General features: G+C 69.3%; 23 protein-coding genes. 3 read left to right on the forward strand and 20 right to left on the reverse strand.

The window, feature by feature from the left end:
- The first annotated feature begins 300 nt into the window (after window positions 1–300).
- The gene (locus DIR46_RS18090; RefSeq protein ID WP_109346477.1) at window positions 301–2,319 is read left to right on the forward strand and encodes a DUF4214 domain-containing protein; all 2,019 of its coding nucleotides are present in this window, start codon (window positions 301–303) and stop codon (window positions 2,317–2,319) included.
- A 116-nt stretch (window positions 2,320–2,435) separates the two neighbouring features.
- Here the strand turns inward: DIR46_RS18090 and DIR46_RS18095 are convergent, their stop codons facing one another.
- From DIR46_RS18095 to DIR46_RS18170, 18 genes are all read right to left on the reverse strand, one after another.
- Window positions 2,436–3,797, reverse strand: coding sequence for a type II secretion system protein GspD (locus DIR46_RS18095; protein WP_162819560.1), 1,362 nt, complete (start codon window positions 3,795–3,797; stop codon window positions 2,436–2,438).
- A complete protein-coding gene (locus tag DIR46_RS26705; protein WP_162819561.1) occupies window positions 3,794–4,120 on the reverse strand; it encodes a hypothetical protein in 327 nt (108 codons plus the stop codon). The genes DIR46_RS18095 and DIR46_RS26705 overlap by 4 nt, the downstream gene beginning before the upstream one ends.
- The gene (locus tag DIR46_RS18100) at window positions 4,117–4,671 is read right to left on the reverse strand and encodes a GspMb/PilO family protein (protein ID WP_109346479.1); all 555 of its coding nucleotides are present in this window, start codon (window positions 4,669–4,671) and stop codon (window positions 4,117–4,119) included. Before DIR46_RS18100 ends, DIR46_RS26705 begins: the two co-directional genes overlap by 4 nt.
- Window positions 4,668–5,312: a PilN domain-containing protein gene (locus DIR46_RS18105; RefSeq protein ID WP_162819562.1), complete on the reverse strand. Its 645-nt coding sequence runs from the start codon at window positions 5,310–5,312 to the stop codon at window positions 4,668–4,670. Before DIR46_RS18105 ends, DIR46_RS18100 begins: the two co-directional genes overlap by 4 nt.
- Window positions 5,305–6,399, reverse strand: a complete 1,095-nt coding sequence (gene pilM, locus DIR46_RS18110) for a pilus assembly protein PilM (RefSeq protein ID WP_162819563.1) — start codon at window positions 6,397–6,399, stop codon at window positions 5,305–5,307. The genes DIR46_RS18105 and pilM overlap by 8 nt, the downstream gene beginning before the upstream one ends.
- A gap of 23 nt (window positions 6,400–6,422) precedes the next feature.
- Window positions 6,423–7,634 (reverse strand): GGDEF domain-containing protein, encoded by a 1,212-nt coding sequence (locus DIR46_RS18115; RefSeq protein ID WP_109346482.1) that lies wholly within the window; start codon window positions 7,632–7,634, stop codon window positions 6,423–6,425.
- A gap of 12 nt (window positions 7,635–7,646) precedes the next feature.
- Window positions 7,647–8,546 (reverse strand): DNRLRE domain-containing protein, encoded by a 900-nt coding sequence (locus DIR46_RS18120; RefSeq protein WP_109346483.1) that lies wholly within the window; start codon window positions 8,544–8,546, stop codon window positions 7,647–7,649.
- The gene (locus DIR46_RS26710) at window positions 8,543–9,004 is read right to left on the reverse strand and encodes a PulJ/GspJ family protein (RefSeq protein WP_162819564.1); all 462 of its coding nucleotides are present in this window, start codon (window positions 9,002–9,004) and stop codon (window positions 8,543–8,545) included. The genes DIR46_RS18120 and DIR46_RS26710 overlap by 4 nt, the downstream gene beginning before the upstream one ends.
- Window positions 9,001–9,432 (reverse strand): hypothetical protein, encoded by a 432-nt coding sequence (locus DIR46_RS26715; RefSeq protein WP_162819565.1) that lies wholly within the window; start codon window positions 9,430–9,432, stop codon window positions 9,001–9,003. The genes DIR46_RS26710 and DIR46_RS26715 overlap by 4 nt, the downstream gene beginning before the upstream one ends.
- A gap of 14 nt (window positions 9,433–9,446) precedes the next feature.
- Window positions 9,447–9,977 (reverse strand): pilus assembly FimT family protein, encoded by a 531-nt coding sequence (locus tag DIR46_RS18130; protein WP_109346485.1) that lies wholly within the window; start codon window positions 9,975–9,977, stop codon window positions 9,447–9,449.
- A 9-nt stretch (window positions 9,978–9,986) separates the two neighbouring features.
- A complete protein-coding gene (locus DIR46_RS18135; protein ID WP_109346486.1) occupies window positions 9,987–10,550 on the reverse strand; it encodes a type II secretion system protein in 564 nt (187 codons plus the stop codon).
- Between the two features lie 139 nt (window positions 10,551–10,689).
- Entirely contained in the window at window positions 10,690–11,793 is a 1,104-nt protein-coding gene (locus tag DIR46_RS18140) for a type II secretion system F family protein (RefSeq protein ID WP_109346487.1), read from the reverse strand.
- 12 nt (window positions 11,794–11,805) lie between these two features.
- Window positions 11,806–13,848 (reverse strand): ATPase, T2SS/T4P/T4SS family, encoded by a 2,043-nt coding sequence (locus DIR46_RS18145; RefSeq protein ID WP_109346488.1) that lies wholly within the window; start codon window positions 13,846–13,848, stop codon window positions 11,806–11,808.
- Window positions 13,845–15,371, reverse strand: a complete 1,527-nt coding sequence (locus tag DIR46_RS18150) for an HD domain-containing phosphohydrolase (protein ID WP_109346489.1) — start codon at window positions 15,369–15,371, stop codon at window positions 13,845–13,847. The genes DIR46_RS18145 and DIR46_RS18150 overlap by 4 nt, the downstream gene beginning before the upstream one ends.
- Complete coding sequence (locus DIR46_RS18155; RefSeq protein WP_109346490.1) at window positions 15,361–15,777, reverse strand: response regulator transcription factor; 417 nt, start codon at window positions 15,775–15,777, stop codon at window positions 15,361–15,363. The genes DIR46_RS18150 and DIR46_RS18155 overlap by 11 nt, the downstream gene beginning before the upstream one ends.
- Window positions 15,774–16,535 carry a sensor histidine kinase gene (locus tag DIR46_RS18160; RefSeq protein ID WP_109346491.1) on the reverse strand — a complete coding sequence of 254 codons (762 nt, stop codon included), beginning with the start codon at window positions 16,533–16,535 and terminating at the stop codon, window positions 15,774–15,776. Before DIR46_RS18160 ends, DIR46_RS18155 begins: the two co-directional genes overlap by 4 nt.
- Window positions 16,499–17,590 carry a PAS domain-containing protein gene (locus DIR46_RS18165; protein ID WP_109346492.1) on the reverse strand — a complete coding sequence of 364 codons (1,092 nt, stop codon included), beginning with the start codon at window positions 17,588–17,590 and terminating at the stop codon, window positions 16,499–16,501. The genes DIR46_RS18160 and DIR46_RS18165 overlap by 37 nt, the downstream gene beginning before the upstream one ends.
- A gap of 185 nt (window positions 17,591–17,775) precedes the next feature.
- Entirely contained in the window at window positions 17,776–18,747 is a 972-nt protein-coding gene (locus DIR46_RS18170) for a LysR substrate-binding domain-containing protein (RefSeq protein WP_109346493.1), read from the reverse strand.
- 159 nt (window positions 18,748–18,906) lie between these two features.
- Between DIR46_RS18170 and DIR46_RS18175 the strand changes: the two genes are divergently transcribed.
- Window positions 18,907–20,166, forward strand: a complete 1,260-nt coding sequence (locus tag DIR46_RS18175) for an aminotransferase class V-fold PLP-dependent enzyme (protein ID WP_109346494.1) — start codon at window positions 18,907–18,909, stop codon at window positions 20,164–20,166.
- On the opposite strand, the gene DIR46_RS18180 is transcribed toward DIR46_RS18175, so the two are convergent.
- Window positions 20,157–21,338, reverse strand: coding sequence for a DUF2325 domain-containing protein (locus tag DIR46_RS18180; RefSeq protein ID WP_109346495.1), 1,182 nt, complete (start codon window positions 21,336–21,338; stop codon window positions 20,157–20,159). The two genes, DIR46_RS18175 and DIR46_RS18180, sit on opposite strands and share 10 nt — an antisense overlap.
- A gap of 235 nt (window positions 21,339–21,573) precedes the next feature.
- On the opposite strand from DIR46_RS18180, the gene DIR46_RS18185 reads away from it, so the two are divergent.
- Window positions 21,574–23,517, forward strand: coding sequence for a metallophosphoesterase family protein (locus tag DIR46_RS18185; protein ID WP_109348063.1), 1,944 nt, complete (start codon window positions 21,574–21,576; stop codon window positions 23,515–23,517).
- 10 nt (window positions 23,518–23,527) lie between these two features.
- On the opposite strand, the gene DIR46_RS18190 is transcribed toward DIR46_RS18185, so the two are convergent.
- Complete coding sequence (locus DIR46_RS18190) at window positions 23,528–24,418, reverse strand: cupin-like domain-containing protein (RefSeq protein ID WP_109346496.1); 891 nt, start codon at window positions 24,416–24,418, stop codon at window positions 23,528–23,530.
- Window positions 24,419–24,720 lie beyond the last annotated feature (302 nt).

The following is a 24,720-nucleotide window of genomic DNA, read 5'->3' on the forward strand; positions in this document are numbered from 1 at the left end:
ATACTGTAACATACTGAAATATATGAATTTTTACGTGTGAAGGTAACGGTGTTGAATACATCGATATGCATAGAACTTCTCATTCGTAATGCGAAGGTCACCAGTTCGATTCCGGTCAGCGGCACCAAAATTCAGCAGGTCCAAAAGGTTACATGCGCAAGCAGGTAACCTTTTTTGTTTTCCGGATGCGGAAAGGTCCGTGCAATGCGGCCGGCATGGAATCGCGCCATGTGGGCGGGTTTCGAATCGTGCGCCGCACCGGGTGGCTATACTTCCGGTATCCGATACCGAGGGACGATCATGGCAACCGCATTCACATCTCAGGTCAGCGCCGCCGAATCCACCTGGCCGATCGAGCCGCGCTTTTCCTATCCCAACGGGGACGTGATGCAGGTGGCCGAAAATACCCGCGACGTCACCGTCGACATCATCTCCCAGGGCCCGTCCGGCCCGATCTACAACGACTACGTGATCACCGGCGGCGCCGACGCCGCGCTGTTCACGGTCGACCAGGCTACCGGCCTGCTGCGCTTCATCGAGGCGCCCGACTACGAGTCGCCGCGCGACCGCGGCGCCGGCGCGGGCAACAATACCTACCAGGTCGAGGTCACGCGCACAGACAGCGCCGGCACCGCCGCGCAGCTGTTGACGATCTGGGTCACGGACGTCGACGAGCGTCCCGGCACGGCGCCGCAGGTCAGCGTGATCGATAACCGCGAGGTGCGGGTGAACACGGTCACCGAGGCCGACGGCACGCAGCGCCAGGTGCTCATTGCCGGCACCGCCCGCGTGGCCGGCCCGGACACCAATGGCGCCAGCCTCACGAGCGCGGTGCCGATCGCCGTCGACGGCAGCGGCCGGGTCCTGCTGCGCGCCGACCTGCCGATGGAAGCGGGCATGACGGCCAGCGGCAGCGTGGTGCCGGAAGCCGCCGGCGCGGTTCTAGCCGACGTGCTGCGCGAGGTGCGCCAGCACAGCGAGGCCGGCTCCGCTTCACAGGCCAGCCTGCTCGCCGGCGCCACCCGCTTCGTTGCCGAGGCTGGGAACACGCCGCTGCTGCTGCAGACAATCGCGCCGACGGTGGCTTTCGGCGTGGCGCCGCAGGCATACAGTCCTTTGGCACTAGTCGGCGTCGAGGCCGGCGCCGGCAATCCGCTGGTCGCCGTGGTCATCGATACGCGCGGCCTGTGGAACAGCAGCGTCACCCTGGACCATATCGGCTTCGCCGCGCTGGCCGGCGAAGTCACGGTCAGGGGCGGCGCCGGCGGCCAGCACGTGGTGGCCGACGCCGACGCCCAGACTCTCGAGCTGGGTGAGGGCAACGACGTGGTGTATGCCGGCGGCGGCGACGACGTCATCGACTGCGGGGCGGGCGATGACCGCCTGCATGGCGAAGACGGCGACGACAACATCATCGTCGGTGCGGGCAACGACTGGATCGACGGCGGCGCGGGCATCGACACCGTGCGCCTGGCGGGGAGCCGGGCCGACTACACGCTCCGGGTCGAACAGGGGCACGTGGTGGTCACGGCCCGCGACGGCATCGAAGGCAGCGACTCGCTCGCGAACGTCGAGATCCTGAATTTCGGCGGCGACGGCGCCGAGCGCTCGGTGCGCGGCACCGTCACGCGCATGATCGAGTCGCTCGAGGATCGCGTGGCGACCCGCGTCGAACTCGATGCCTGGGAGGCGCAACATGCCGCCGGCATGTCGCTGCTGGAGATCTCGGCCAGCCTGCTCGCGGCGAGCGGCGCCGACGATGTCATGAGCGACGACGATTTCGTGAGGTCGCTGTACGAGAACGGCATGGAGCAAGACGGCAACCTGAAGGAGCTATACGGCTGGCTGGTCGGACTGGACGCGGGTGCGCGCACGCGGGCCGATGTCCTGCTGGAGTTCGCCGACCACTTCGCCATGCTGCAGTATATGGACTGGTACGGGTCCAGCGCCTGGATCGCGGACACCGATGTCGGCATGTTGGTGCGCATGTATGACACCTTGTTCGACCGCGCGCCGGACCAGGGTGGCCTGAACCACTGGATCGCGGCCAGTGAAAACGGCATCGGCATGGCGGCTATTGCCGACACCTTCGTCAACGCGGCGGAAGGCCAGTTCGGCGGCATGAGCAATGCGCAGTATGTCGCCCACCTGTACCAGGCGGGACTGGAGCGCACGGCCAGCCAGGCCGAGGTCGCGGGCTGGGCCGCCTTGATCGACGACGGCACGCTCAATCGCGGCGACGTCCTGCTCGGCATCGCCAATTCGGCCGAGATGGCCGAGCTGATCGGGGTGATGAGTACCTCGATCGACCTGCTCTGAAGCCGTCGTCTCAAGCCGGAGGCGCCGGCAAGGGCTGGAACTGGTGCAGCGCGACCTTGGCCGCGCCCGGCGGCCGGTCCATATCGGCCAGCTAGGCTGCCGCCTGCCCGACCGGCTCAGGGCACGATGCTGTCCAGCTTGCGGTCGAGCATCTCGCTGCGCGCGCGCATGGCTTGCTCGGCCTGCTCCAGGGTGCGCTCGGTCGGGCCGTCGATCGCCGCGCCGCCGGCAGGCACGATGCGCGGCGTGATGACCACGATCGTCTCGGTGGCCGAGCCACCGTCGTCGGTGCTCGCGAAGATGCCGCCGATGACCGGGATGTCCGACAGCAGCGGCACCCCCAGCCGGCGGTAGGTCGCGCTGCGCTTGATCAGGCCCCCGATCAGCACCGGCTGGCCGTCGTCGGCCACCAGCTGGGTATTGACCTCGGTGGTCTTCTTCGACGGAATGCCGGCCGAGACCGAGCCGGAGCTCACTTCCGGCCGCACTTTCAGCATGATGCGGCCGTCGGCGTCGACCGACGGCGTCACGCGCAGGATCACGCCGGTGTCGAGGAACTGGATCGACTCGGACGTGACGTTGTTGATCGTCGTCGTCAGCCGGTAGCCCAGCTGGTCGCCGACATTGGTGGTCGCTTCCTGGTCCTCGAGCGCGAGCAGGCGCGGCGTGGCCAGCGTGTGCACGCGCCCCTTGTTGCTCAGCGCGCTCAGGTAGGCTTCGATATTCCTGTTGACGACGTTCAGGTAGAAGCGCGGGCCGGCGCGGGTGGCGAAGCCGGTGGCGCCGAACACGTCCGGTCCCTCGCTGAAGACGCGCGACCAGTCGACGCCGAAGTTCTCGTTGCGGTCCAGCGTGATCTCAAGGATCTTGGCTTCGATCAGGATCTGCTGCGGCGCCCGGTCGATCTCGCGCAGGACGCTTGCCGCACGCTGTAGTCCGGCCTCGGTCGACTCGATCACCACGGTTTTGGTCTGGTCGAGCACCGTGACCGCGCCCAGTGGCCCCACCTGGCGCGCCAGGATCGCGCCGACCTTCGTCACGTCGGCGTAGCGCACCTTGAGCGCCTTCACCTGGAGCGCCTCGGGAACCTCTTGCGGGGCGGCGCGCGGGTCTTCGACCAGGAAGCCGCCGGCCCGTTCGCTCACGACGAAGCCGCCTGCCTGCGCGACCGCCTCGATGGCTTCGCGAACCGTCAGGTCGTACAGGTTGATCGAGACGTTGCCGCTCACGCCGCGGCCCAGCATGATGTTGACGCGCGCGCTGCGCGCGATCATGTTGAACAGTTCGCTCACCGGGGTGTCGCGGAACGTGTACGACATCGTGGCCGGGGCGGCCGGGGCGGCGGGGGCGGTCGCCGGCTGCGAGGTCGTCACGCCGGCGCTCGTGGCGCCGACGATCGCAGCACCCGCCGGCGAACCCTGGGCGAAGGCGAATGCCGGCAGCGCCAGCAGCGCGCACACCAGATGGCGTTGAATCATTGGGGATCCTTGTCTTGCATGGTGAGCAGCACTTCGCTGCCGGCGCGCGCGAGCAGCGCGCCGCGGGCATCGATGCGCAGCACGGTATAGCCTGAAAACTGCTCGCCGGCGGCCAGCACCTGGCCATCGATATTGGCCAGCGAGCGCGCGCCGCCCAGCACCAGCGCGCGCAGGCGCGGCGGCTTGACGGGTTCCGCGGCAGCGGCAGCAACGGCGGCAGTGGGCCGGCTCGCGGCCGGACGCTGGAACGGGTCGCGCAGCGGTTCGGCGCCGGCGGTCAGGGCCAGCAGCAGCGCGGTCATGGGCAGGAGCCGGTAGGTCATGGCAATCCTTCGGTATCGTAGATGGCAAGCTGCAGCGAGATCCTGCGCCTGTCGCCGGCTTCGTCCGCCGACAGGGCAAGCCGGACGATGCCGACGGCCGGCTGGCTGGCCTCGATGTCGGCGAGCCAGGCCAGGATCGCCGCATAGCTGCCGCTGGCCGAAATGTCGACGGTATGCAGCCGTAGGCCGGCGACCTGTTGCTCCGCGCCTTGCGCCGCGGACGACACGGTCACGCCGGCTTGGGCGGCGCTGCTGCTGACGGCGGCGATCAGCGCCAGCGGCGCCGGCGCGGTCGGCGCGGCGACCGGCTGGGCCACCGGATCCCCGCTCGCCGCCGCGTGCGCGGGCGCGGCCGGCGGCGCCGTGCTTGCCTTGGCGGCACGCGCTTCGAGCGTGGCCAGCGCCTTGCGCTGCTGGGCATGGGCCGCGAGCGGCGCGCGCAGTCCGACGCTCCACGCCAGCGCCAGCGCGACGCCGACCGCGCCGATCGCGATCAGGTTCAGCTGGCGCGCCGGCAGCGCGGCCAGCGCCTCGCGCGGGCCGGGCGTCATTCGCCCTCCCTGCGCTGCGTGAGCGAGAGGGTCGCCCGGAAGTCGATCGCGCCGGCGTCGGCATTGGCGCCGCTGGACTGCAACTGGACGTTCGCCAGGCCGGGGGCGCGGCCGAGGCGCGCCAGGAAGTCGGTCATGCCTTCGTAGCTGGCGGCCTGGCCGGTGAGCTCCACATGGCTGTCGAGCAGGAGGGTATCGCCTTGCGCATTGCCGGTCGCGAACGTGTCCTGCGCGCTGCCTTCGGGCGCCGGCGCCGCGCCGGGCGACGCGGTCCGCGTGGAGCGCCGCAGCGTGATCGCGGTCAGCCAGGCGTCGGCGGGGAGGGCGCTGTCGATGGCCCGCGCGAACGCGGCCAGCTCGCCTTCGCGCCGCACCGCGCCCAGCAGGCCCGCGCGTTGCTGCTCGCGCAGCAACGCCTCGCGCTGCGCGGCGGCGCGCTGCAAGTCGGTCTGCGCGACGCTGGCGGCGCTGCGCAAGCGCGTGGCTTCGCGTTCCATGGCGGCGCTGCTCCAGCGCAGGCCCGCATGTCCCGCGGCTGCGGCGACGACCACCGCGGCCAGCGCGCAGGCAGTGCGGCGCGCGGTGCGGCGCAGGCGCACGCCGTCGCGGTAGCTGCGCGGAATCATGTCGATGTCAGCCATGCGCATCCTCCCTCAGCGCAAGGCCTGTGGCCAGTGCGATCGCGGTCGCGTTCTCGGCGCGCTGGGCGCCGTCCGCGGCCGCGCCCGCGAAGGCGTCATGGGGATCGAGCAGGTGCACCGGCACGTCGATCAGTTCGGCCATGCGTGCGCCGATGTCGGGATAGCGCGCCAGGCTGCCGTTCAGGTAGAGGCGGCTGATCGAGCTGCCGCGCGTGCGCGAGGCGACGTACACCTGGGTGTGCGCCAGCTCATCGGCCAGCGCCTGGCAGGCCGGGTGCAGGATGGCGCGGATGGCGCGCCGCAGCTCCCCGTGCGGATCGGCGGCGGGCCCCGCTTCGCGCGCGCCGATGCCATGGTCGCGCAGCAGGCTGGCCGCGGTGTCCGGCGGCAGGTCGAGCGCGTCGGCCACGGCGCCGGCAAGCATGTCTTCGCCGAAGGCGATCTCTCGGTCCAGCATCAGGCGCCGGCCCCAGATCACCGTGAGGTAGCTCTTTCTGGTGCCGAAGTTGAGCAGGGCAACCGACTGGCCGACGTCGCTGCCGTGCAGGACGGCCAGCAGGCGGCCGATGGCGGCGGGACCGATATCGAGCGCCACCGGCGTCAGGCGCGCGCGCTCGAGCATCGCCAGGAAGTCCAGCACGCCGGCCTTCGGCGCCGCGGCCAGCAGGACCTGGCGTTCGCCGCCGTCCTGGTCGGCGCCGCGCACCTGGTAGTAGTCGATCACGTGCTGGGCCGCGCGCTCGCCCAGCTGCTCGGCGGCCGCGCGCGCCACCGCCTGCGCTTCGGTCTGCCCCTGCGCCACCTGCACCGTGAGCGGCAGGATGCGCACGTCGGCCGGGGCCAGCGCCGAGATCACGCGGCGGCCCTGGAACGGCGCCTGGGCCAGCGTGGCGTTGACGAAGCGCAGCAATTCCCGGGGATTGGCCAGCAAGGCCTCGCGCGGCATCGGATAGGCGCGCGAGGCCGCGGCCTGCAGGTGCCAGCGTTCGCCGCGCCGCTCGGCCTGCACCAGGTTCAATCTGGTGGCGGCGAAGTCGGCGCCGATCGGGCGCGCCGGCGAGGCGCCGGCGCCCGCGCGTCGGCCCAAGGATGCGATCCACTGTCCCAGGCTCATGGCGTTGCGCCCTGCGTCATGCTGCCGTAGCGGATGCCGTTGCCGCCGGCGCGCTTGGCCTGGTACAGCAGCGCGTCGGCCTGCGCATAGGCCGCGTCGAGCGTGCATGCCCGGTCCAGCAGGACCAGGCCGGCGCTGAACGACGGCGCCGGGATCTCGCGCTCGCCGCCGCGCGCGGCCAGACTGGCCGCCGCCGCGAGCATCGCCTCGAGCCGTGCGTACGGCTCGCCGGCGCCGGACAGCACGAAGGCGAATTCGTCGCCGCCCAGGCGCACCAGGTATTCCAGTTCGCCATCGAGCCGTCCGAAGGCGGCGGCGACGGCCTGCAGGACGCTGTCGCCCTGGCGATGGCCATGGGTGTCGTTCAGGGGCTTGAACTGGTCGATGTCGAGCAGCCCGAAGCAGGCGGGCGCGCCGCGCCGCGCGTGCAGCTCGTCCACGCGATCGAACTCGCGCTCGAGGAAGCGCCGGTTCCATGCGCCCGTCAGGTGGTCGCGCTCGGCCAGCGTGGCCATCTCGGCGCCGGCGCGTTCGAGCCGGTAGCGCAGCGCCAGGTCGTCCTTGCGCATGCGCAGTGCGCGTCCGACCAGCACCAGCGACAGCAGCGTCGACGTGAGCATCGCCAGCTGCAGCGTCCATGGCTCCACCTGGCCGAACTCCAGGCGCGTGAAGAAGGTCAGCGAGGTGAACATGACGTAGATGGCGGCGCAGGTCAGGAAGGCCTCGCGCAGGCCCCATGGCATCAGCGGGACCAGCATCAGCAGGATCGCCACGCTCAGCATCACCACCCCGTGCAGCGTGCCAGCGCGGCGCGCCAGCAGCACCAGCGCCGAGGCGCACACGATCAGCAGCAGCATGGCGAGCAGGTTGAGCGCCTTCACGTCGCGCACCTGGCGCGCCGACAGGAAGACGTGCAGCGCCAGCGCGGCCAGCAGCAGGTAGGTGTAGCTGTAGCCAGGCCCGAGTTCGAACCAGGAGGCGAAGGCCGCGGTCTGGGCCAGGAACAGCAGGGCCGCCAGCGCCAGCAGGCTGACCCCCTGGCGGGTGGCGCGTTCGATGTGCCCGATGGCGTAGTCGGCCAGTTCCGGCGCGCCGAACCTGGTCGGCGACCAGAGCGCGCAGAATGTGTGGGCGAGGCGCTGCGGCGGCGTCGTGCTCGGCGCACTCGACGCGGTGGGAAGCCGGGTCACGGGTGTGGTCTGTTCCATGGTGTCATCCGTTCAGCAGTGCCTGGCACTGAGCACCTGCAGCACCGGACGCCGGCTGGACGAGGCGTCAAGACTGTAAAAGCGCACGGTGGGGCCGGGACTGGCCAGGCGCAGCAGCATGCCGTGGTTAGGGAACTGGCCGCCGAACCAGCCGCTGACCAGGTCCGTCACGTCCCATTGGGCAGTGGACAGGCCGGCAACGGACGCAGTGGCCGCGGGCTGCGCGATGTAGTTGCCGCCGTGCCAAGGGGTGGCGTCATCGCGCGGTTCCTTCCAGGTGGCGTCGTCGTCCCAGCGCGTCGTCAGGCGCTGCACGGCCACGACCGCGCCGGCGCCGTTCGATCCGTCGGGGGTGAGGGTCAGGGTGGCGGACAGCACCAGTGCATCCTTCTTGATGTCGTCCATGGCCCAATACAGCAGGGCATGCGCCTCGTCGAACGCCAGCCACAGTTGCTCGTCGTCTTCGTTGTCGTCGTCATCGTCCGTGCGGTCGATCGTGAGGTCGAGGGCATCCTCGGTGAGCCTGACCGTCTCCGTCCTGGTCAGGTCGTGCAGCGTGACCTGCTTGCGCTCAAGGGTGCGCAGCGCGACGCCATCGACGGCGCCCGTGGCGACGATGTCGATCTTCTTGACCGTGCCTTTCTGTACGGGCACATCGGCCTTGAAGGTGCCGCCGCCGAGCGCCGTGGGCGCGATTGCCTGGCTGGTGCAGCCGGCGACCTGGTTCTTCCACCGGGCCGCCGCCACGCCGGCGTCGGCCAGGTAGGAGGCCGCGCGGTCCTGGTAGTCGCCGCGCACCGAACCAGACTCGAAGCGCGTCAGCCCGTTGACGCCCACCGCGAGCGCGGCGACCGTGGCCAGCACGATCGCCACCATCAGCAGCACCGCGCCATGCTGGCGCCGCGGCGTCATGGATTGGCTCCGATGCGCACCGTGCGTGCGCGCAAGACCGGTTCGGGCACGTCGGGGTGGCTCAGGGTGAGCGCGATGCGCAGCGTCCGTGCGGCGCTGTCGGGCATCCCGAGCTCGACCTTGTCGACGTTGGCGGCGACCACGGCGCTGCGATCCGGGGCGTTGCAGCTGGCGCCTTCCAGCAGTTCGCGCGTGCTCTTGCACGCTTCGAAGCCCAGTCGCTTGAGCCAGTCATCCGACGTGGCCGCCGTGCCCGTCTCGGCGGCCGCCTTGCCCGCGATCCTGTCCAGGGCGAAGCCGGCCTCGGCGCCCAGGTCGACACGGGCGCGGACCAGCCGCGCGCTGTCGGCGCTGGTGCGCAGCAGGTCCGCCAGCGGCAGCAGGATGATGGCGGCGATCGCCATGGCGAGCAGCAACTCGACCAGGGTGTATCCATTGGATGCGCGGCGCGTGCTCATCGGGTCACCAGGGTGGCCAGGGGAAAGCGGTTGCCGGCGTTCGCATCGGCCAGTTCGGCGCCGACGTACAGCAGGTGCTCGCCGTCGCCGTCCGGGCCGATCGTGCCGGCCTTGTCCTTGCCGTAGCGCGCGATATAGACCGCCACGGCCGGGCATTCGCCATCCGCGGCGGTGGAATGGCTCGATGGCGTAGTAGCATTGCCGGCGCTGGCCAGCAGGCGCTGGTACGGCTCGGCGAGCACGGTCTCCATGCGCGAGCTGACGCAATCGAGGTCGCGCGCGGCCGTCTCGGCGGCGGGCGAATGCGCGACGGCGTCGCGCAGCGCTTCGCTGGCCGGCACCAGGCAGACGGCGAGCAGCAGCAGCGCGAGCACCGCTTCGAACAGCGTCAGGCCGGCGCACTGCTGGTGCCATCGGTTGGTGGACATCGGGACTGGCATGGTCAGGATTGGGTGATGCGGCCGGTAGTGGCAAGATGCACGCTGCGCCGGACATGGCCGGCGCCGAGGACGATGGCTCCCGTGCGCAATGCCTTGTCGCGCATGGGGCCCTTGCCGATGCCGCGCACGGGGTTGCCAGTGGCGTCGAAGACGACACTGTCGGCCGTTGCGTTATCGGCGAAGGTGAAGCTGCAGCTCAGGATAGTCATGGCGGATCCTGCGGGTAGGGCGGCGGGCGCCACCAGGTAGGCCGTATTCTTGCGCGGAGTCGACGTATCCTTGTCGGTATCCACCGCGCCAACCCTGAGCTGGCCGGTGTCCGGATCGCAGCTGACCAGGCGCTGTTCCCGTTTGCGGCGGGCCTCGTCGCGGGCGAAGCGCAGCGCGTGCGCGAATTCGTCGGCCGCGACGTCGGCGCCGGCCTCCGTCACCCGCTGGCTGACGGGCAGGGCGACGAGCGCGACGATCGACAGGATCGCCACCACCATCAGCAACTCGAGCAGCGTGTAGCCGGCGCTTGTGTGTTGCCGCATGGGCGCGGCTTACGCCCCGCCGGTGCCGGCGTCCGTTTCGGTGGTCGTTTCCGGCTTGCGGTTCAGGATGAACTCGCCGGAGGTGAGGCTGTATTTCCAGCCTTTTGCGTCCTCGTCGGCGGTAAGCGCGCCGGCGGTGGTCTGGACGGCGACGTCCTTGCTGTTCTCGAACGGATCGGCCGGGATGCCCATGCGCAGATATGGTCCGTAGCGGTAGTTTTCATCCGCGACGCTGCAGGTCTGTCCGTCCTTGTTGGAGGCGTACGAGAGCTGTTCCTCGAATGCCTTTGCCGAATTGGCGGCGCCTTCGCCTTCTTCACCCTTGCAGCCCGTGCCTCCACTGGAAATCTTTACGCCAGGATACGCGTTGCCCGCATGCTGGGCGCGATACAGCTCGATCGCGTTGCGCACCGCCGCCAGGTTGGCGTCCGCCGCCGATTGCTGCGCATCGGACGTGGCCGCCGAAAATTGGGGAATCGCGATGGCCGAGATGATCGCCAGGATGATCACGACGATCAGGAGTTCGATCAGGGTGAAGCCGGCCGCTGCGGCGCGCTTGAAGGAGATGGTCATGTGTTTTCCGCCCGGTAGATAAAGTCGAATTGTCAACTTTACTTATTGAAATTATTAATTCCAAAGAGTAACACGCGAACGTTTCCATGCATCATCAATTTTCAATCGTGCGTGGGGCGTGTGGTTTTTGGTTAACGCTTCAGTGCACGCTTCGTGATAATTTAAATATCGGCAGGATCAGCGAACTGACGATCGTCCCTACCAGGATGCCCATCACCAGCAGCATCACCGGCTCCGCCAGCTTCGACAGGCGCGCCAGGTAGCGGGTGAGTTCGCGGTCGTAGGAGTCGGCGATGCGGCTCATCACCCGTCCCAGGGTGCCGGTCTGTTCCCCGGTGGCGATCATCTGGCGCACCGCGACCGGCACGAAGCCGCTGTCCTGGAAGCCGGCGGCGATGCCCTTGCCTTCGGTGACGTCGTCCTCGAGGTCGCGGATGAAGCGCTGCACGTCGGCATTGGGCACCACCGCGCGGCAGGCTTCCAGCGTGGCCAGGATGGTCACGCCGCGCTCGAGCGAGATCCCCATCACGCGCAGCAGGCGGGTCAGGTAGATCCTGGCGAACACCTCGCGCAGCACCGGCAGCCGCAGCTTGGCGCGGTCGACGGCGGTGCGCACGTCCGGGCGGCGCATCAGCATCCAGATGCCGCCGGCCAGCGCCGCGGCCAGCGCCGCGGCGAGCGCGCCGTGCTCGGTGAGCAGCCGGCTCACCACCATCAGGGCGCGCGTGGTCCACGGCAGCTGGTCGTGGATCGCCGCGAACATGGCGGCGAATTTGGGAAACACCGACACCAGGATGAACAGCACCACGCCGCACGAGAACGCCAGCAGGATCAGCGGATACGACAGCGCCGCCACCAGGGTGGCGCGCAGGCGTTCTTCCTTCTCGTCCATCTCGACCAGCTGCACCAGCACCTCGGCCATGAAGCCGCCGGCCTCGCTGGCCGCGATCAGGTTGACGTAGGTGACGGGAAACAGCGGATGCCTGGCGAGCGCGGTCGAGAAGCGTTCGCCGGCCAGGATGTCGTCGCACATCGCCGCGATCATCGCGCGCAGTTGCGGATGGCCGGTCTGCTCGAGCAGCGACTGCAGGGCCGCGTGCAGCGGCACGCCCGTCTCGAGCAGCAAGGCCAGGCGCTCGGTGAACAGGGTGCGCTCGCGCAGGCCCGGCGCGCGCGCGCCGAACAGGCGCGGGGCGGGCGCGGGGCGGGGGGCGGCGACGGTGGAGTCGAGTTCGATCGGCATGGCGCGCAGGGCTCAGAGCGAATGGACCACGCGCGCGATCTCTTCCGGCGTGGTGTGGCCGTCGAAGGCGCGCGCCATGCCGTCGGCGTACAGGTCGTGGTGGCCGCTGGCGGCCACGTGCGCGGCCAGCTGGTCCTTGCTGGCGTTGGCCACGATCATGCGCTGCAGCTCGGGCCCGACTTCCAGCAGTTCATAGATGCCCATGCGGCCCTTGTAGCCCGAGTCGTAGCACGCCGGGCAGCCGCGCCCGCGCATCAGGCGCAGGTCGCCCTGGCCCTTCCAGCGCCAGGCGGCCGCCGCCTCGGGCGTGGCCAGGTAGCTGGTGCGGCAGCCCTGGCACACGCGCCGCACCAGGCGCTGCGCCATCACCCCGATCAGCGCCGACGAGAGGAGGTACGGCTCCACGCCCATCTCGACCAGGCGCGACACCGCGCCGAGCGTGTCGTTGGTGTGCAGCGTGGTCAGCACCAAGTGGCCGGTCAGCGCCGCCTGCACCGCGATCTCGGCGGTCTGGCGGTCGCGCACCTCGCCGATCATGATGATGTCGGGGTCCTGGCGCAGCACGTGCTTGAGGATCTTCGGGAAGGTCAGCCCGATCGCGTCGTTGACCTGGTTCTGGTTGATGATGTCGAGCTGGTACTCGACCGGGTCCTCGATCGTGACGATGTTCTTCTCGATGCTCTTGAGGTGGCTGATCGCGGCGTACAGGCTGGTGGTCTTGCCGCTGCCGGTCGGGCCGGTGACGAGGATCAGTCCATGGCTGCGGCCGAGCAGGCGCTTGAACGAGGTGGCCGCCTGCGCCTGCATGCCGAGCTTGTCGACGTCGAGGATCGACTGGTTCTTGTCCAGCACCCGCAGCACCACCTTTTCGCCATAGATGCCGGGCAGCGAGGAAAAACGCAGGTCCACCGTGCGGCCCTGGGTCGCGACCTGGATGCGCCCGTCCTGCGGCAGGCGCCGCTCGGCGATATCGAGGTTGGCCATCACCTTCAGGCGCGACACGATGGCCGGATGCTGGTCGACCTTGGGCGACATGACCTCGTACAGCACGCCGTCGATGCGCAGGCGGATGCGGGCGCGGTTGCGCGAGATCTCGATATGGATGTCGCTGGCGCCATCGCGGATCGCGCGCTGGATCACGGCGTTGACCATATTGATCACCGGGCTGGCGCCGGCCATCTCGTCGATCTGCGTGTAGTCGTCGGGGATGGTCGACTCGATCAGCTCGAGGTCGCTCGCTTCGGTATGGATGAAGTCGGGCAGGGCGCCGCCATAGGCTTCGTCGGCCAGACGCCGGATGTCGGCCGGCGGCGCCACCACGACGCGGATCCGGTTGCCGGTGCGGGCGCGGATCTCGTCGATGGCGTGGATGGCCTGCGGCTCGGCGCTGGCCAGCGTGAGGGTGTCGCCGACCCGGAACAGGGGCAGCACGTTCAGGCGCCGCGCGACGTCGCGCTCGATCAGCGCCAGCGCGCCCGGATCGTACAGGCCGGTGCGCAGGTTCACGTAGGGCAGCGCGAGCTGGTCGGCCAGCGCCTGGTACAGGGCGGCTTCGGTGATCCATTTGCGCTCGACCATGATCAGGCCCATGCGCTTGCCGGTCTGGTCCTGCAGGCGCGCCGCCTCGGCCACCTGCTCGGCGCTGGCGGCGCCGCGTTCGACCAGGATGTCGCCCAGCTTGCTGCCCGGCTCGCGCGGGCGGCGCGGCGTGGCCGGGCGGGCGTCGAACAGGGGCAGCTGCTCGAGCAGGCCCGTGGCGGCCAGGATTTCCTGCAGCAGCGGATTGGGATAGGCCAGCTTGAGCCAGCCGCCCAGGTCCGCCAGGCGTTCGCCCATGTCGGCCATCATGGCCAGCGCATGGCCCGACAGGAGCGTCACCTTGCCCAGGTCGATCACGATCGACACCTGGTGCCGGGCCACGCATTCGTCCAGCGCCGCGCGCAGGGTCTGGACGGCGTCGTCCGCCACCAGCGCCGTCAGCGGCGCCAGGTAGGTCATGGCGCCGATGCGGCTGCGGGTGATCCGTTCGGACGATGCCGCGCCGTCCACGCTCATGCGGCGCAGGCCGCCGGCGCCGGGTCGCGCGCGATGCCGAAGGCGGCGATCCAGTCCGGCTCGGCGTGGCAGAGCTGCTCGAACACGGCGATCACGCCCGGGTCGAGCTGGGTGCCGGCGCAGCGCGCGATCTCGGCCATCGCCACTTCGTGGCTGCGTCCCGCTCGGTAGGCGCGCGAGCTGGTGATCGAATCGTAGGTGTCGGCCACCGCGATGATGCGCGCGTTGTAGGGAATGTCGTTGCCCGCCAGCCCGTGCGGATAGCCGGTGCCGTCGTATTTTTCCTGGTGATGGCGCGCGCCGGGCACCGCGCCCTTGAGGCGGTCGATGTGGCGCAGGATCTCGTAGCTGCGCTCCGGATGCACCATGATGAAGGTGAATTCGTCGCGCGTCAGGCGCCCCGGCTTGCACAGCACGGCGTCCGGAATGCCGATCTTGCCGACGTCGTGCAGGAGCGAGCCCCAGAACAGGTTGTCCAGTTCGCGCGCCGGCAGGCGCAGCGCGCGCCCGATTTCCATCGCAATGTGGTGCACGCGCTCGCTGTGGCCGCGGGTGTAGGGGTCCTTCGCTTCGACCGCCTCGATCAGCGCGGCCGCCATCTGCTGGTTGAACTTGCTCGTCTCGGCCAGCATGCTGTGCATGCGCGACAGGCTCGACAGGTGATTGGCCAGCACTTCGCCCAGCTTGCGGTCGCTGTTGCTGAAGTCTTCCTTGTGCGCGTGGTTGAGCAGCACCAGGATCGCCACCACCGATTTGTCCTGGAACACCGGGCAGCACAGGATCTTGAACGGCATGTCGGTGAAGATGTAGGCGCGGCGCGGGTCGGCCGCCTCGTTCATCACGATCGGCTGGCGCGAGGAGTGCGCGAAGCGGTACAGGTCGCCCCGCATCTCCACCAGCACCAGGTCGAGGTTGTGGATCGGCTTGGAGAGGTTGGTGGCCGACACGCACAGGTTGTCGCCCGGCTTGATGAAGGCGGCCACGTCGGCGTCCATGTGTTCGGCCCAGCTTTCGAGCAGGTTGCCGAAGATGTCCTCGCCGCTGGTCATGTCCTGGACCTGGCGGTCGATCGCATACACCAGGTGCAGCTCTTCGTAGCGGTCCGACAGTTCGTCGGCCATGGCGTCGAGTTCGCCCTGCATGCCGCACTCGTCGCCGATGGCGGCGGCCACGTCTTCGAGCGCCTCGGCCAGCGCGTCCCATGCGAACGGCGCGCCCTCGGCGTCGGCCGCGCTGCGCACGGCGAGGTAGCCGATCGGCTGGCCCTTGGCCTTGATCGGCAGGTACAGCAGGCTCGAATCGCCGCTGTCATGGCGCTGCATGCCGTCGCCGTCGCACGGCCAGGCGAAGCCGCCGGCGTTCAGCTGCGCCAGCCAGTCGGCCAGGCCTTCGTGGCCGGGCGCGATCCAGCACGGCGCGCCGGCGGCGTCGCACACGACCAGCGCATGCTCGCCGCCGGTGCTGCGCCGCAGCCAGCGCGCGTGGCGGGTGAACTCGATGGTCGGCAACAGCTTATGCGGCATGGGAAGGCTCCGGCGGTTGGCCCGGCGTGGACGACAGGGCGGCGAAATGGCGGGACAGGCGCGCCACCAGCTGGCGCGGACTGAGGGGTTTTTCGAGAAACTCGGTGTTGGCCAGCTCGCGCGCCCAGGCGCGTTCGTCCAGCGCCGTCATCGAGGTCATGACGAGGATCAGGAAGGGGTGGTCGGGATAGGTGGCGCGCGCCAGCGGGCACAGGGTGCGGCCGTCCATGCCGTCCATCTGGATGTCGCTGATCAGGACGTCGGGCAGCTGCTCGGCCATGCACGCCAGCGCCGCATGGCCGTCGCTGGCGGTGACCACCGCATAGCCTTCGCGTTCGAGCGCCAGGCGCAGCACGCGCAGCACATGCGGCTCGTCGTCGACCAGCAGGATGCGGCGCGCGCTCACAGCACGGCGGCGCCGGCGGGGGCCGGCACGGTCTTGAGGTGGACCGAGAACGTGCTGCCCACGTCCGGCTCGCTCTCGAGCAGCAGGCGGCCATGGTGCAGCTCGACGATCTGGGCCGCCAGGTACAGGCCCAGGCCGTGGCCGCCGCGCTTGACCGCCGCGCCGCTCTCGCTGACACGGTAGAACTTGTCGAAGATGCGGCCCTGGTCGCCTGGAGCGATGCCGATGCCGGTGTCGCGTACGCTGATCACGATTTCATTGTCCTCGTTGCGGGCGGCCAGCGTCACGCTGCCGCCCGGGCGGTTGTACTTGATGGCGTTGGTCAGCAGGTTGTTGAGCGCGATGCGGAACAGGTCCTTGTCGATGGCCACCGCCTCGAGTTCGCGCGGCAGGTCGAGCAGGACGCGCAGCTGCTTGCCCTCGGCCCGCGGCAGGGCCTGGTCATAGGCGTCGCGCAGCAGGTCGTCGAGGCGGACGCGGTTGCGTTCCGGGCTCATGCTGCCGGTTTCCAGCTTGCTGACGTTGAGCAGGTTGCCGACCAGCGCGTTCATGCGCTCGATCTCGTCCTGGATCACGTTGAGCGATTCCACCCGCAGGCCTTCGTCGTCGCTGTCGGCCAGCATCTCGGCATACATGCCGATGACGTTCAGCGGCGACTTGAGTTCGTGCGAGACGTGGGCCACGAAGTCGTTGCCGGCCTGGCGCGCCAGGTGTTCGCGGGTCACGTCGCGCACGACGACCAGGGTGCCGAACGACATCGTGCCATGGCCTCCGCTGAGCGGCTGGGCCGAGGCGTGCAGCTGGCGGCCCTCGACGTTGAGGGGGCGAAGGCGACCGCATGGGAGCGCGCGTTGTCGCGCTGGTCGCCGCCGTAGCGGCCCAGCAGGCCGCGCAGGGCCGGGTCGCAGCACCAGGCGTCGACCGGCTGGCCGACGATGCGTTCCATCGGAATGCCCAGCAGGGGTTCGATCTTGCCGGATGCGAAAGTGACGTCGCCGGCCGGGTCGAGCATCAACAGGCCGTCAGGCAGCGACTGCAGGGCGGCGTTGAGCTTCTTGCTGCCGTACTGGAGCAGCCGGTTGTCGGCCGTGGCGTTCAGCGCGCCCTGCTCGAGCCGGGCGATGCGCGCGCCGGCCTGGCCCAGGTAATCGCGCATGCTGGCGATGAGTTCGCGCATGTCGCCGCTCTCGCCATCGTCGCGCCTGGCGGGGGCGGCCAGTTCGCGCAGCTGGGTGGACAGCGCGGCCAGCGGGCGCATCTCGCGCTTGATGACCAGGTAGACCACCGGCACGACCAGGAACATCGCCAGCGCCAGCACCGCGAGGAAGGACACGTCCTGGGCCAGCACCGTGACGCCCGGCTGGTAGAAGCCGACCCGGACGAACACCGTGCCCATGCTGCGGTCGGCGAGCGGACCGTAGAACTCGCGCAGCGCGGCGGCGCCGTTGCTCGCCGGCAGGTCGCGTTCGCCGAAACCGCTCGCGGCGCTGGCCGGGAGCGGAACGGCCGGGGTCATGCTGCCGCGTCCCGCGACTTCGGCCAGCGTGCGGCCACCCGCGTCGCCGATCGTGGCATAGGCGAAATCGCCGTTGTCGTGGTAGGCCAGCAGGGCGGCCAGCAGGCCGCCGCTCGCGCCCTTGTCGGTCAGCAGCGCCATCGGCACCGTGCTGAGCGATTTCACCAGCCCGACGCCCTTGATCCGCACCTGCGCGGCCTGGCTTTCCTGCTGGCGCATGACCAGCAATGCCACGACCATGGCGATCGCCGCCAGTGCGCACGCGATCAGGATCATGCCGATGCGGTTGAGTTTCATAGAATCGTGATTTGAAAAGCGCGAATTGTCACATTGGAACAGGAGGCCACTATAGGGGCTGAGTTTCTCAATGGCAAATAGAATTGCAATCGTGCGCGATCGGATTGCCGACATCGTTGTATTCATGTCCCAGGAGCCGCCATCTTGCGCCGATTCGATGGTGATTCGGATAATGTTATCGATTTTTAATCGATGACAGGATGGAACTGGTGCAGCGCGACCTTGCCCGCGCCGGGCGGCATCGATGCACGCAGCCGCTCCATGTCGGCCTGCAACCGCACGCGCATCGCGCCCAGCATCTGGCGCACGAAGGGCGACGGCGGCCGGCCTGCGGGCCACATCGTCAGGGCCGTGAATGCGAGCCGCTCCGAGAACGGGCGGAACACCAGGCCCGCATCGAGGTAGTCGACCGCCGTGACCGGGTTGACCAGCGCGACGCCGATGCGGTTGCGCACCAGTTCGCACAGGCTGAAGGTGTACGAGGTTTCGACCGCGGTCTGCAGCTGCACGCCGTGGGCGTGCAGAATCGCATCCAGGCGCAGGCTGACCGCGTCGTCCGGCTGCAGCGCCACGAAGGGATGGCGCGCCAGCTGTTTCGGCGTAACCACGCTGCTGCGCGCCAGCGCGTGCCCGGCGGGCAGGGCGACCACGCCGAAGTAGTGCGCGAACAGCGCGTGCTCGACGCCGCTGGTGGAGATGTCCTGGGCCGCGATGCCCAGCTCCACCTCGTCGCGCAGCACCTGGCTGCGCACGTCCTGCGAACCCATCACCTGCAGCGACACCATGCTGCGCGCGCCTGTGCCCGCACCTGCGGCCGCCAGGTCGGCCAGTACGCGCGGCACGAAACCGGCGCCCAGGCCGGGGAAGGCGGCAATCCGCACGCGGCCGGCGCCGAACTGCTTCAGGCTGCGGATGCGCTGCTCGATCACGTCCATGCCGACGAAGTGGCGCTGGACCTCGGCCAGCAGGGCCTGCGCCTGCTGGGTGGGCCGCAGCTTGCCGCCGGGACGCTGGAACAGTTCCAGGCCGGCGCGCTCTTCCAGCCGGCGCAGCGCCATGCTGACGGCCGGCTGTGACAGCCCCAGCACCTTCGCGGCGCGGGTGGCGGAGCCCGAGGTCATCACGGTGCGGAAGATCTCGATGTCGCGGCTGAGCATGGCGATTGTGCGGTGGTGAAGGTGGTCCCGATTCTAACCCGGCGCCATCCCTGCCGGCCCGGGGTATCAATGCCGCTTATGGGGTGATCAGCCCGCGGGCAGGCGCACTGCGCTGGCCTGCCTATACTTTCCTGCACATCCATTTTCGCGGGAGCTTCCATGAAACCGATCGCCTATCGCCGCCGCAAGCTGCTGCGCACCGCCGCAGGCTTGAGCATCGGGAGCGCGGCGCTGCCCTGGCCGGCGGCCGCCGCGCCCGGCGATGCCGGCCTGGGCGCCAGCTATGACGTGGCCGGCGACATCGTCAACCTGGAGAACGCCTATTACGGCATCATGGCGCGCCCGGTGCTGGAAGACTACAAGCGCAATCTCGACTACCTGAACCGCCACAACACGCACTACCTGCGCACGCGCTTCGACCGCGAAGACATGACGGCGATCCGCGCGCAGCTGGCGGCGTATGCCGGCGTCGCGCCCGGCGAGATCGCGATCACGCGCAGCGCGGTGGAGTCGCTGCAGAACCTGATCCTGAACTACCGGCTGCTCAAGGAGGGCGAGGCGGTCATGATCTGCAACCTGGACTACGGCACGGTGATGGACGCCATGCGCGAGCTGGCCCAACGCCGCGGCGCGGGGTTGGTCTCGGTGACGATTCCCGAGCCGGCCACGCGCCAGAACGTGATCGACGCCTATGCCGAGGCGTTGCGGCGCCATCCGCGCACGCGGCTGCTGCTGCTCACCCACATCAACCATCGCACCGGCCTGGTGCTGCCGGTGGCCGAGATCGCGCGCATCGCCCGTGAACGCGGCGTCGACGTCGTGGTGGACATCGCGCAATCGTTCGGCCAGCTCGATTTCCGCATCCCTGAACTGGGCGCGGACTTCGTCGGGGCCAACCTGCACAAGTGGATCGGGGCGCCGCTCGGGCTGGGGTTCCTCTACGTGCGCGAGGGCCGCCTGCAGGACATCGACATCGATTGCGGCAATACCGAGCATCCGCCGACCGATATCCGCGCGCGCGTGAACGCCGGCACCCTCAACGTGGCGGCGGTGATGACGATTCCCGGCGCGCTGGCCTTCCATGCGCGCATTCCGCTGGCGGCACGCGCGGCGCACCTGCGCGGACTGCGCGACTACTGGGTGACACGGGTGCGCGCGCTGCCGGGCGTGCAGGTGCTGACGCCGGACGACGCGGGGATGACGGGCGCGGTGACGTCGTTCCGCCTCAAAGGAAAGACGTCGTTCGAGGACAACGTGGCGCTGGCGCGCACGCTGCTTGATCGTCATGGCGTCTTCACGGTGGCGCGCGAAGGCCCGGCCGGCGGCAGCTGCATCCGCGTCACGCCGTCGTACTTCACGACCACGGCGCAGCTGGACCGCCTGGTGGCGGCGATCCGCGCGTTGTCGGCTCAGGCTTGAGTGTCCTCGGTAGCGGCTTCCTGCAGTCCGCGCACCAGGCTCGAGACGCTCGGGTTGTCGACGAAGACGCAGCGCTTGCCGTGGCGCTTGCAATGGTCTTTCACGCGCCAGTAGGCGCTGTGGCTGATGCAACCGGTCTGGCAGATCACGAGGTCGGCCGCGGCCAGGCTGGCGTCGAGCTGGCTGCTGCTGTCCTCCAGGCCGCCGTCGTGGTGGGCGAACTGGGCGCCGACCCGCTCGATCATGTTGCGGTAGATCGGCACGCTGCTGCTGCGGCCTCCGACGCACAGGACGCTGCGGTTTTCCAGGCGCACCGGCATCGCGACCGTCGCCACGTGGATCGGGGCGGGCGCGGTTTCGGCTTCCGGCGCCGGCGCGGGCGCGCGCGCCGCCTTCAGCTCGGCCAGCTGCGCGCGCAGCGCCTGCTCGCGCGTCTCCATCTGCGCCAGGCGCTCGGCCAGGCGTTCGCGCGTGTCGAGGTCGGGAATGCTGGCCTGCAGCCGCGCCAGTTCGGCGCGCAAGGCCTGGACGTCGCCATCGCGCGCGATGGTCGCGGCCCGCGCCGCGCGCAGCTGGTTCTCGAGGCGTTCGCTCTCGAGCGCCTTTTCCTGTCCCAGCGCATTGCAGCGCTCCTGCAGGCGCGCCACTTCGCGTTCGAGGCGCGTGTTGTCGGCGACGACCGCATTGAACTTGTTGATGTCGGCGCGCGCGCAGGCGCCGGCCTGGTGCTGCACCATATGGATGTCGCGGCACATCTTTTCTTCGAGCGCGGTGGTGCAGCGCGGATGCGACAGCCCGGCCCAGAACGCCCCGGCGACGTCGCCGGCGGCCACCGCGGCATCCCACATGGCCTCGACCTGTCCGGTGGTCTTGGCGGCGCGGAAGCGCTGGACATGCTGCGCATACCGGCGCTCGAGTTCCTTCTGCACCGCATCGGCGACCGGCGTGCGCAATGCGCACTCGCTGACGGTGCCGACATGGATGTCGTAATCGTCGTGCAGCACCTTCCCGCCCGTCACCTTCTCCACCAGCCTGCGCAAGCCGCCCAGCGGCAACCCGACCCCGACCAGCGGGCAATGGCAGGCATGGGACAGCTCCCACACGCGCCGCCGGCGCGATCCCTGCAGGCCGTCGGCAGGGCAGGGGACATTCGAAGCGTGTTTGTCGCACATATCGTTCCTCTCGACGCAAGCTGTGGCGTTAAATGATAATGATTCTCATTCATTATTCTATCTCACCCACGGCGCCGCGCAAGCGAAATCTTCACGCGCGCGCCGCCGCCCGGCACGGGAGCAGAGGGTGATCGCGCGCGGATGCGCGCACCCCGTCTGCTACACTCGCCCAATCTTTCCTTCAGTAGACCGAGCTTCGTTGATCCAGATTCTTTCCAAGGCTGACCTGCCGCCAGTGCTGGCCGGCCCCATCCTGCGCCGCCTCGAACCGGGTCGCCTGGTGCTGTGGCTCGTCGGCAGCGAGGCGCTCGACCTGACCCTGGAGCTGGCGCCGCGGGACGGTCCGGCGCGCCGCCTGCGGCTCGACGTGCAGCCCGGCCGCGCGGCTTGCCGCGCCGTCCGCGTCGGCCGCCATGCCTACGTGCACCTGATCGACGTCGCCCTCGATGAACCGCTGCCGCAGGACACCTTGATCGAGTACGACCTGCTGCTGGACGGCCGGCAGGGCATCGCGCACTGGGCGCCGCACCTGCTGCACGCAGGGGCGAGCCGGCCCAGCTTCGTGCTGCGCAGCCGCATGGACGACATCCTCTACGGCTCCTGCCGCAAGCCGCACCACCCCTCGCGCGACGGCCTGGCCTGCGCCGACGCGCTGCTGGCCGATTCCATCCGGCAGGCCGAGGCACGGCCCGCCATGCTCATGCTGTGCGGCGACCAGGTGTATGCCGACGACGTGGCCGGCCCGATGCTGGCGGCGATCCACGCGCTCATCGAACGCCTGGGCCTGTACGGCGAATGGCTGGAAGGCGCCGTGGTGGAAGACAGCGAGGCGCTGTATGCTCACCCGGCAGGCTATTACCGGCGCGAAGACCTGCTGCCCGCATTCAAGTCGAACGACGACCTGCGCGACCGCTTCTTCGGCGGCTCGGAAAAGCCGATCTTCACCACCGCCAACGCCCATAACCACCTGGTGACCCTGGCCGAGGTGATGGCGATGTATTTGTTGGCGTGGTCGCCGGCGCCATGGCGCATCGTCGGCGAGCCGGCGATGCCGCCCCTGAAACCGAAGCACGTCGAGCGCTGGCAGCGCGAAGGCGCGGCGCTGCAGGGCTTCTGCGCCGACCTGCCGCGCGCCGCGCGCCTGCTGGCGCACGTGCAGACCCTGATGATCTTCGACGACCACGACATCACCGACGACTGGAACCTGTCGGCGAAGTGGGAGACCACGGCCTACGAGCATCCGTTCTCGCGCCGCATCATCGGCAATGCGCTGGTGGCCTATATGCTGTGCCAGGGCTGGGGCAACCGTCCCGACGTGTTCAGCGAGGCGCTCGACGCGATGGCGGACCTGAGCGCCACGCCGGACGCCGGGGGACGGCTGGCGCCGGGCGCGCAGGACGCGCTCATCGACCGGCTGCTGGCGTTTCGCCAGTGGGACTACATGCTGCGCACCCAGCCGGCCATCATCGTGCTCGATACGCGCACGCGGCGCTGGCGCAACCGGCGCACCCCCGGCCATCCGTCGGGCCTGATGGACTGGGAGTCGCTGACCGAGCTGCAGCATGAACTGCTCGACGAGACGGCGGCCGTGATCGTCTCGGCGGCGCCGATGTTCGGCGTCAAGCTGATCGAGGTGGTGCAGCGGATCGCCACCTTCGCCGGCCTGGCCCTCACGGTCGACGCCGAGAACTGGATGGCGCACCGCGGCGCGGCCAGCAGCATGCTCAATATCTTCCGCCACTCGCGCACGCCGGGCAACTACGTGATCCTGTCGGGCGACGTGCATTATTCCTTCGTCTACGACGTCGAGGTGCGCCAGTCGGGCCGGCCGCAGCATGTGTGGCAGATCACCAGCAGCGGCATCAAGAACGAATTCCCGCGCCGCCTGCTCGACTGGCTCGACCGCCTGAACCGCTGGCTGTATTCGCCGCGCTCGCCGCTGAACTGGTTCACCAAGCGGCGCGACCTGGCCCTCAGCCCGCGCCTGCCCGACCAGCGCACCAGCGGCGAGCGCCTGTGGAACGGCGCCGGCATCGGCCAGGTATGGCTCGACGCCCACGGCCGCCCGCGTCGCATCGTGCAGCACAATGCCGATGGCCGGCCGTCCACCGAGTTCCTGCTGCCGGCGGACACCGATGCCGCCACCCCGGCGGCCGAGGAATCGCATCGGGCCGCATAGGCCGCGCGGCCTAGTTCTTCAGGAGCGCGAGCGGCTGGCCGCGCGCCCAGCGGTTGGACGACAGCGAAAAGCTCAGCGCCCGCACCTGGTGATACCAGCCGGCCGGCACGTACAGCATGTCGCCGGGCTCCACGACGATCTCGACCAGCGCCGCCTGGCGCGCCAGCGGGAAGGCGTCGTAATCGGGCGCTTCCGGGTCGACCGGGGAGCCGAACAGCAGCGGATTGGCCTCGCGCGCATACAGGAAGGCGTCATGGTGCGGCGGCGCCAGGAAAATCCGCTTGGTGCCCCACAGCTGGGCGAAGATATTGTCGTCGTAGTCGCAATGCAGCGGCGTCACCGTGCGCGCCGGTCCGATCCAGAAGCGGGGCGGCCCCATCTTGTCGAACCAGGCCGGCCAGTGGCACAGGCGGTTCAGTTCGCGCAGGGACAGGTTGCCCACATAGGGCGGCAGGCCGGATGCGGCGTCGGGCGGCGTCAGGTCGAGGTAGTCGCGCAGCAGCATGTCCTGCATCGCGCGATCCGGCGCGAAGGCCGTATTGACGTAGTCGCCGATACGCGCGCGTACCGGCAGGTGGCCGTATCGTTCGCGCAGGTCGTGCGGGGTAAGAGCGGCCAGCGGCCAGCGCTTGACGATACCGCTGACCAGGAAGGGCATGCCGGCCGCCGCCCGCGCACGGAAGCCGGCCGCATCCAGCCGGGCGAGGCGCGGCACCGCGGTGAACGGGGGAAGCTGGCGCGCGGCCTGGCGGATGGCGTCGCGCATGGCGGCGATCGACGCGACGCCGCGCACCTGCGCCGCTTTCTCCGCTTCGGCCTGTTTCTTCGCGGCCGCATCCACCGCCGCCGGCAGGGCGGGGCGCGGCGGCAGGCGCTTGCCTGTGATGTTTTCTACTGCCATGGGATCTCGTACTGGACGCCCGGGTCGGGCGAAACCACGTATGGTACTCGCCAACATGCCTTTCATCCCTTCATCCATTGAGAAACAGCAGCTTTTACTGCGGATGGAACGGCTCTGTTAGTCAGCGCACGGTCTCTGAATGCCTGTCCATTGTATTTTTTGTATCGCGACGCAGTTGGTTCGATACTGCGCTCGTGGCGAAGCCCTGGATGGGCGTCGTCCCGAGATAGGGACGGGCAGCCTGGGAAATCGATGAAATCGTTGCGTTGGCTTGAGGTCGTTGAGAAAAGAAACTGATCTTG

The sequence above is a fragment of the Massilia oculi genome (assembly GCF_003143515.1).
Classification (GTDB): Bacteria; Pseudomonadota; Gammaproteobacteria; order Burkholderiales; family Burkholderiaceae_D; genus Telluria; species Telluria oculi.

Excerpts from the sequence above, each read along its gene's own strand:
- DIR46_RS18170 (WP_109346493.1), bottom strand. The coding sequence starts at position 18,747 with ATGCTCAGCCGCGACATCGAGATCTTCCGCACCGTGATGACCTCGGGC.
- DIR46_RS18150 (WP_109346489.1), bottom strand. The coding sequence starts at position 15,371 with ATGCCGCATAAGCTGTTGCCGACCATCGAGTTCACCCGCCACGCGCGC.
- DIR46_RS26710 (WP_162819564.1), bottom strand. The coding sequence starts at position 9,004 with ATGAGCACGCGCCGCGCATCCAATGGATACACCCTGGTCGAGTTGCTG.
- DIR46_RS18120 (WP_109346483.1), bottom strand. The coding sequence starts at position 8,546 with ATGACGCCGCGGCGCCAGCATGGCGCGGTGCTGCTGATGGTGGCGATC.
- DIR46_RS18160 (WP_109346491.1), bottom strand. The coding sequence starts at position 16,535 with ATGTCGTTCGGCACCCTGGTCGTCGTGCGCGACGTGACCCGCGAACAC.
- DIR46_RS18105 (WP_162819562.1), bottom strand. The coding sequence starts at position 5,312 with ATGGCTGACATCGACATGATTCCGCGCAGCTACCGCGACGGCGTGCGC.
- DIR46_RS18130 (WP_109346485.1), bottom strand. The coding sequence starts at position 9,977 with ATGCGGCAACACACAAGCGCCGGCTACACGCTGCTCGAGTTGCTGATG.
- DIR46_RS18100 (WP_109346479.1), bottom strand. The coding sequence starts at position 4,671 with ATGACGCCCGGCCCGCGCGAGGCGCTGGCCGCGCTGCCGGCGCGCCAG.
- DIR46_RS18145 (WP_109346488.1), bottom strand. The coding sequence starts at position 13,848 with ATGAGCGTGGACGGCGCGGCATCGTCCGAACGGATCACCCGCAGCCGC.
- DIR46_RS18175 (WP_109346494.1), top strand. The coding sequence starts at position 18,907 with ATGAAACCGATCGCCTATCGCCGCCGCAAGCTGCTGCGCACCGCCGCA.
- DIR46_RS18115 (WP_109346482.1), bottom strand. The coding sequence starts at position 7,634 with ATGGAACAGACCACACCCGTGACCCGGCTTCCCACCGCGTCGAGTGCG.
- DIR46_RS26705 (WP_162819561.1), bottom strand. The coding sequence starts at position 4,120 with ATGACCTACCGGCTCCTGCCCATGACCGCGCTGCTGCTGGCCCTGACC.
- DIR46_RS18135 (WP_109346486.1), bottom strand. The coding sequence starts at position 10,550 with ATGACCATCTCCTTCAAGCGCGCCGCAGCGGCCGGCTTCACCCTGATC.
- DIR46_RS18180 (WP_109346495.1), bottom strand. The coding sequence starts at position 21,338 with ATGTGCGACAAACACGCTTCGAATGTCCCCTGCCCTGCCGACGGCCTG.
- DIR46_RS18190 (WP_109346496.1), bottom strand. The coding sequence starts at position 24,418 with ATGGCAGTAGAAAACATCACAGGCAAGCGCCTGCCGCCGCGCCCCGCC.
- DIR46_RS26715 (WP_162819565.1), bottom strand. The coding sequence starts at position 9,432 with ATGTCCACCAACCGATGGCACCAGCAGTGCGCCGGCCTGACGCTGTTC.
- DIR46_RS18090 (WP_109346477.1), top strand. The coding sequence starts at position 301 with ATGGCAACCGCATTCACATCTCAGGTCAGCGCCGCCGAATCCACCTGG.
- DIR46_RS18095 (WP_162819560.1), bottom strand. The coding sequence starts at position 3,797 with ATGATTCAACGCCATCTGGTGTGCGCGCTGCTGGCGCTGCCGGCATTC.
- DIR46_RS18140 (WP_109346487.1), bottom strand. The coding sequence starts at position 11,793 with ATGCCGATCGAACTCGACTCCACCGTCGCCGCCCCCCGCCCCGCGCCC.
- DIR46_RS18165 (WP_109346492.1), bottom strand. The coding sequence starts at position 17,590 with ATGAAACTCAACCGCATCGGCATGATCCTGATCGCGTGCGCACTGGCG.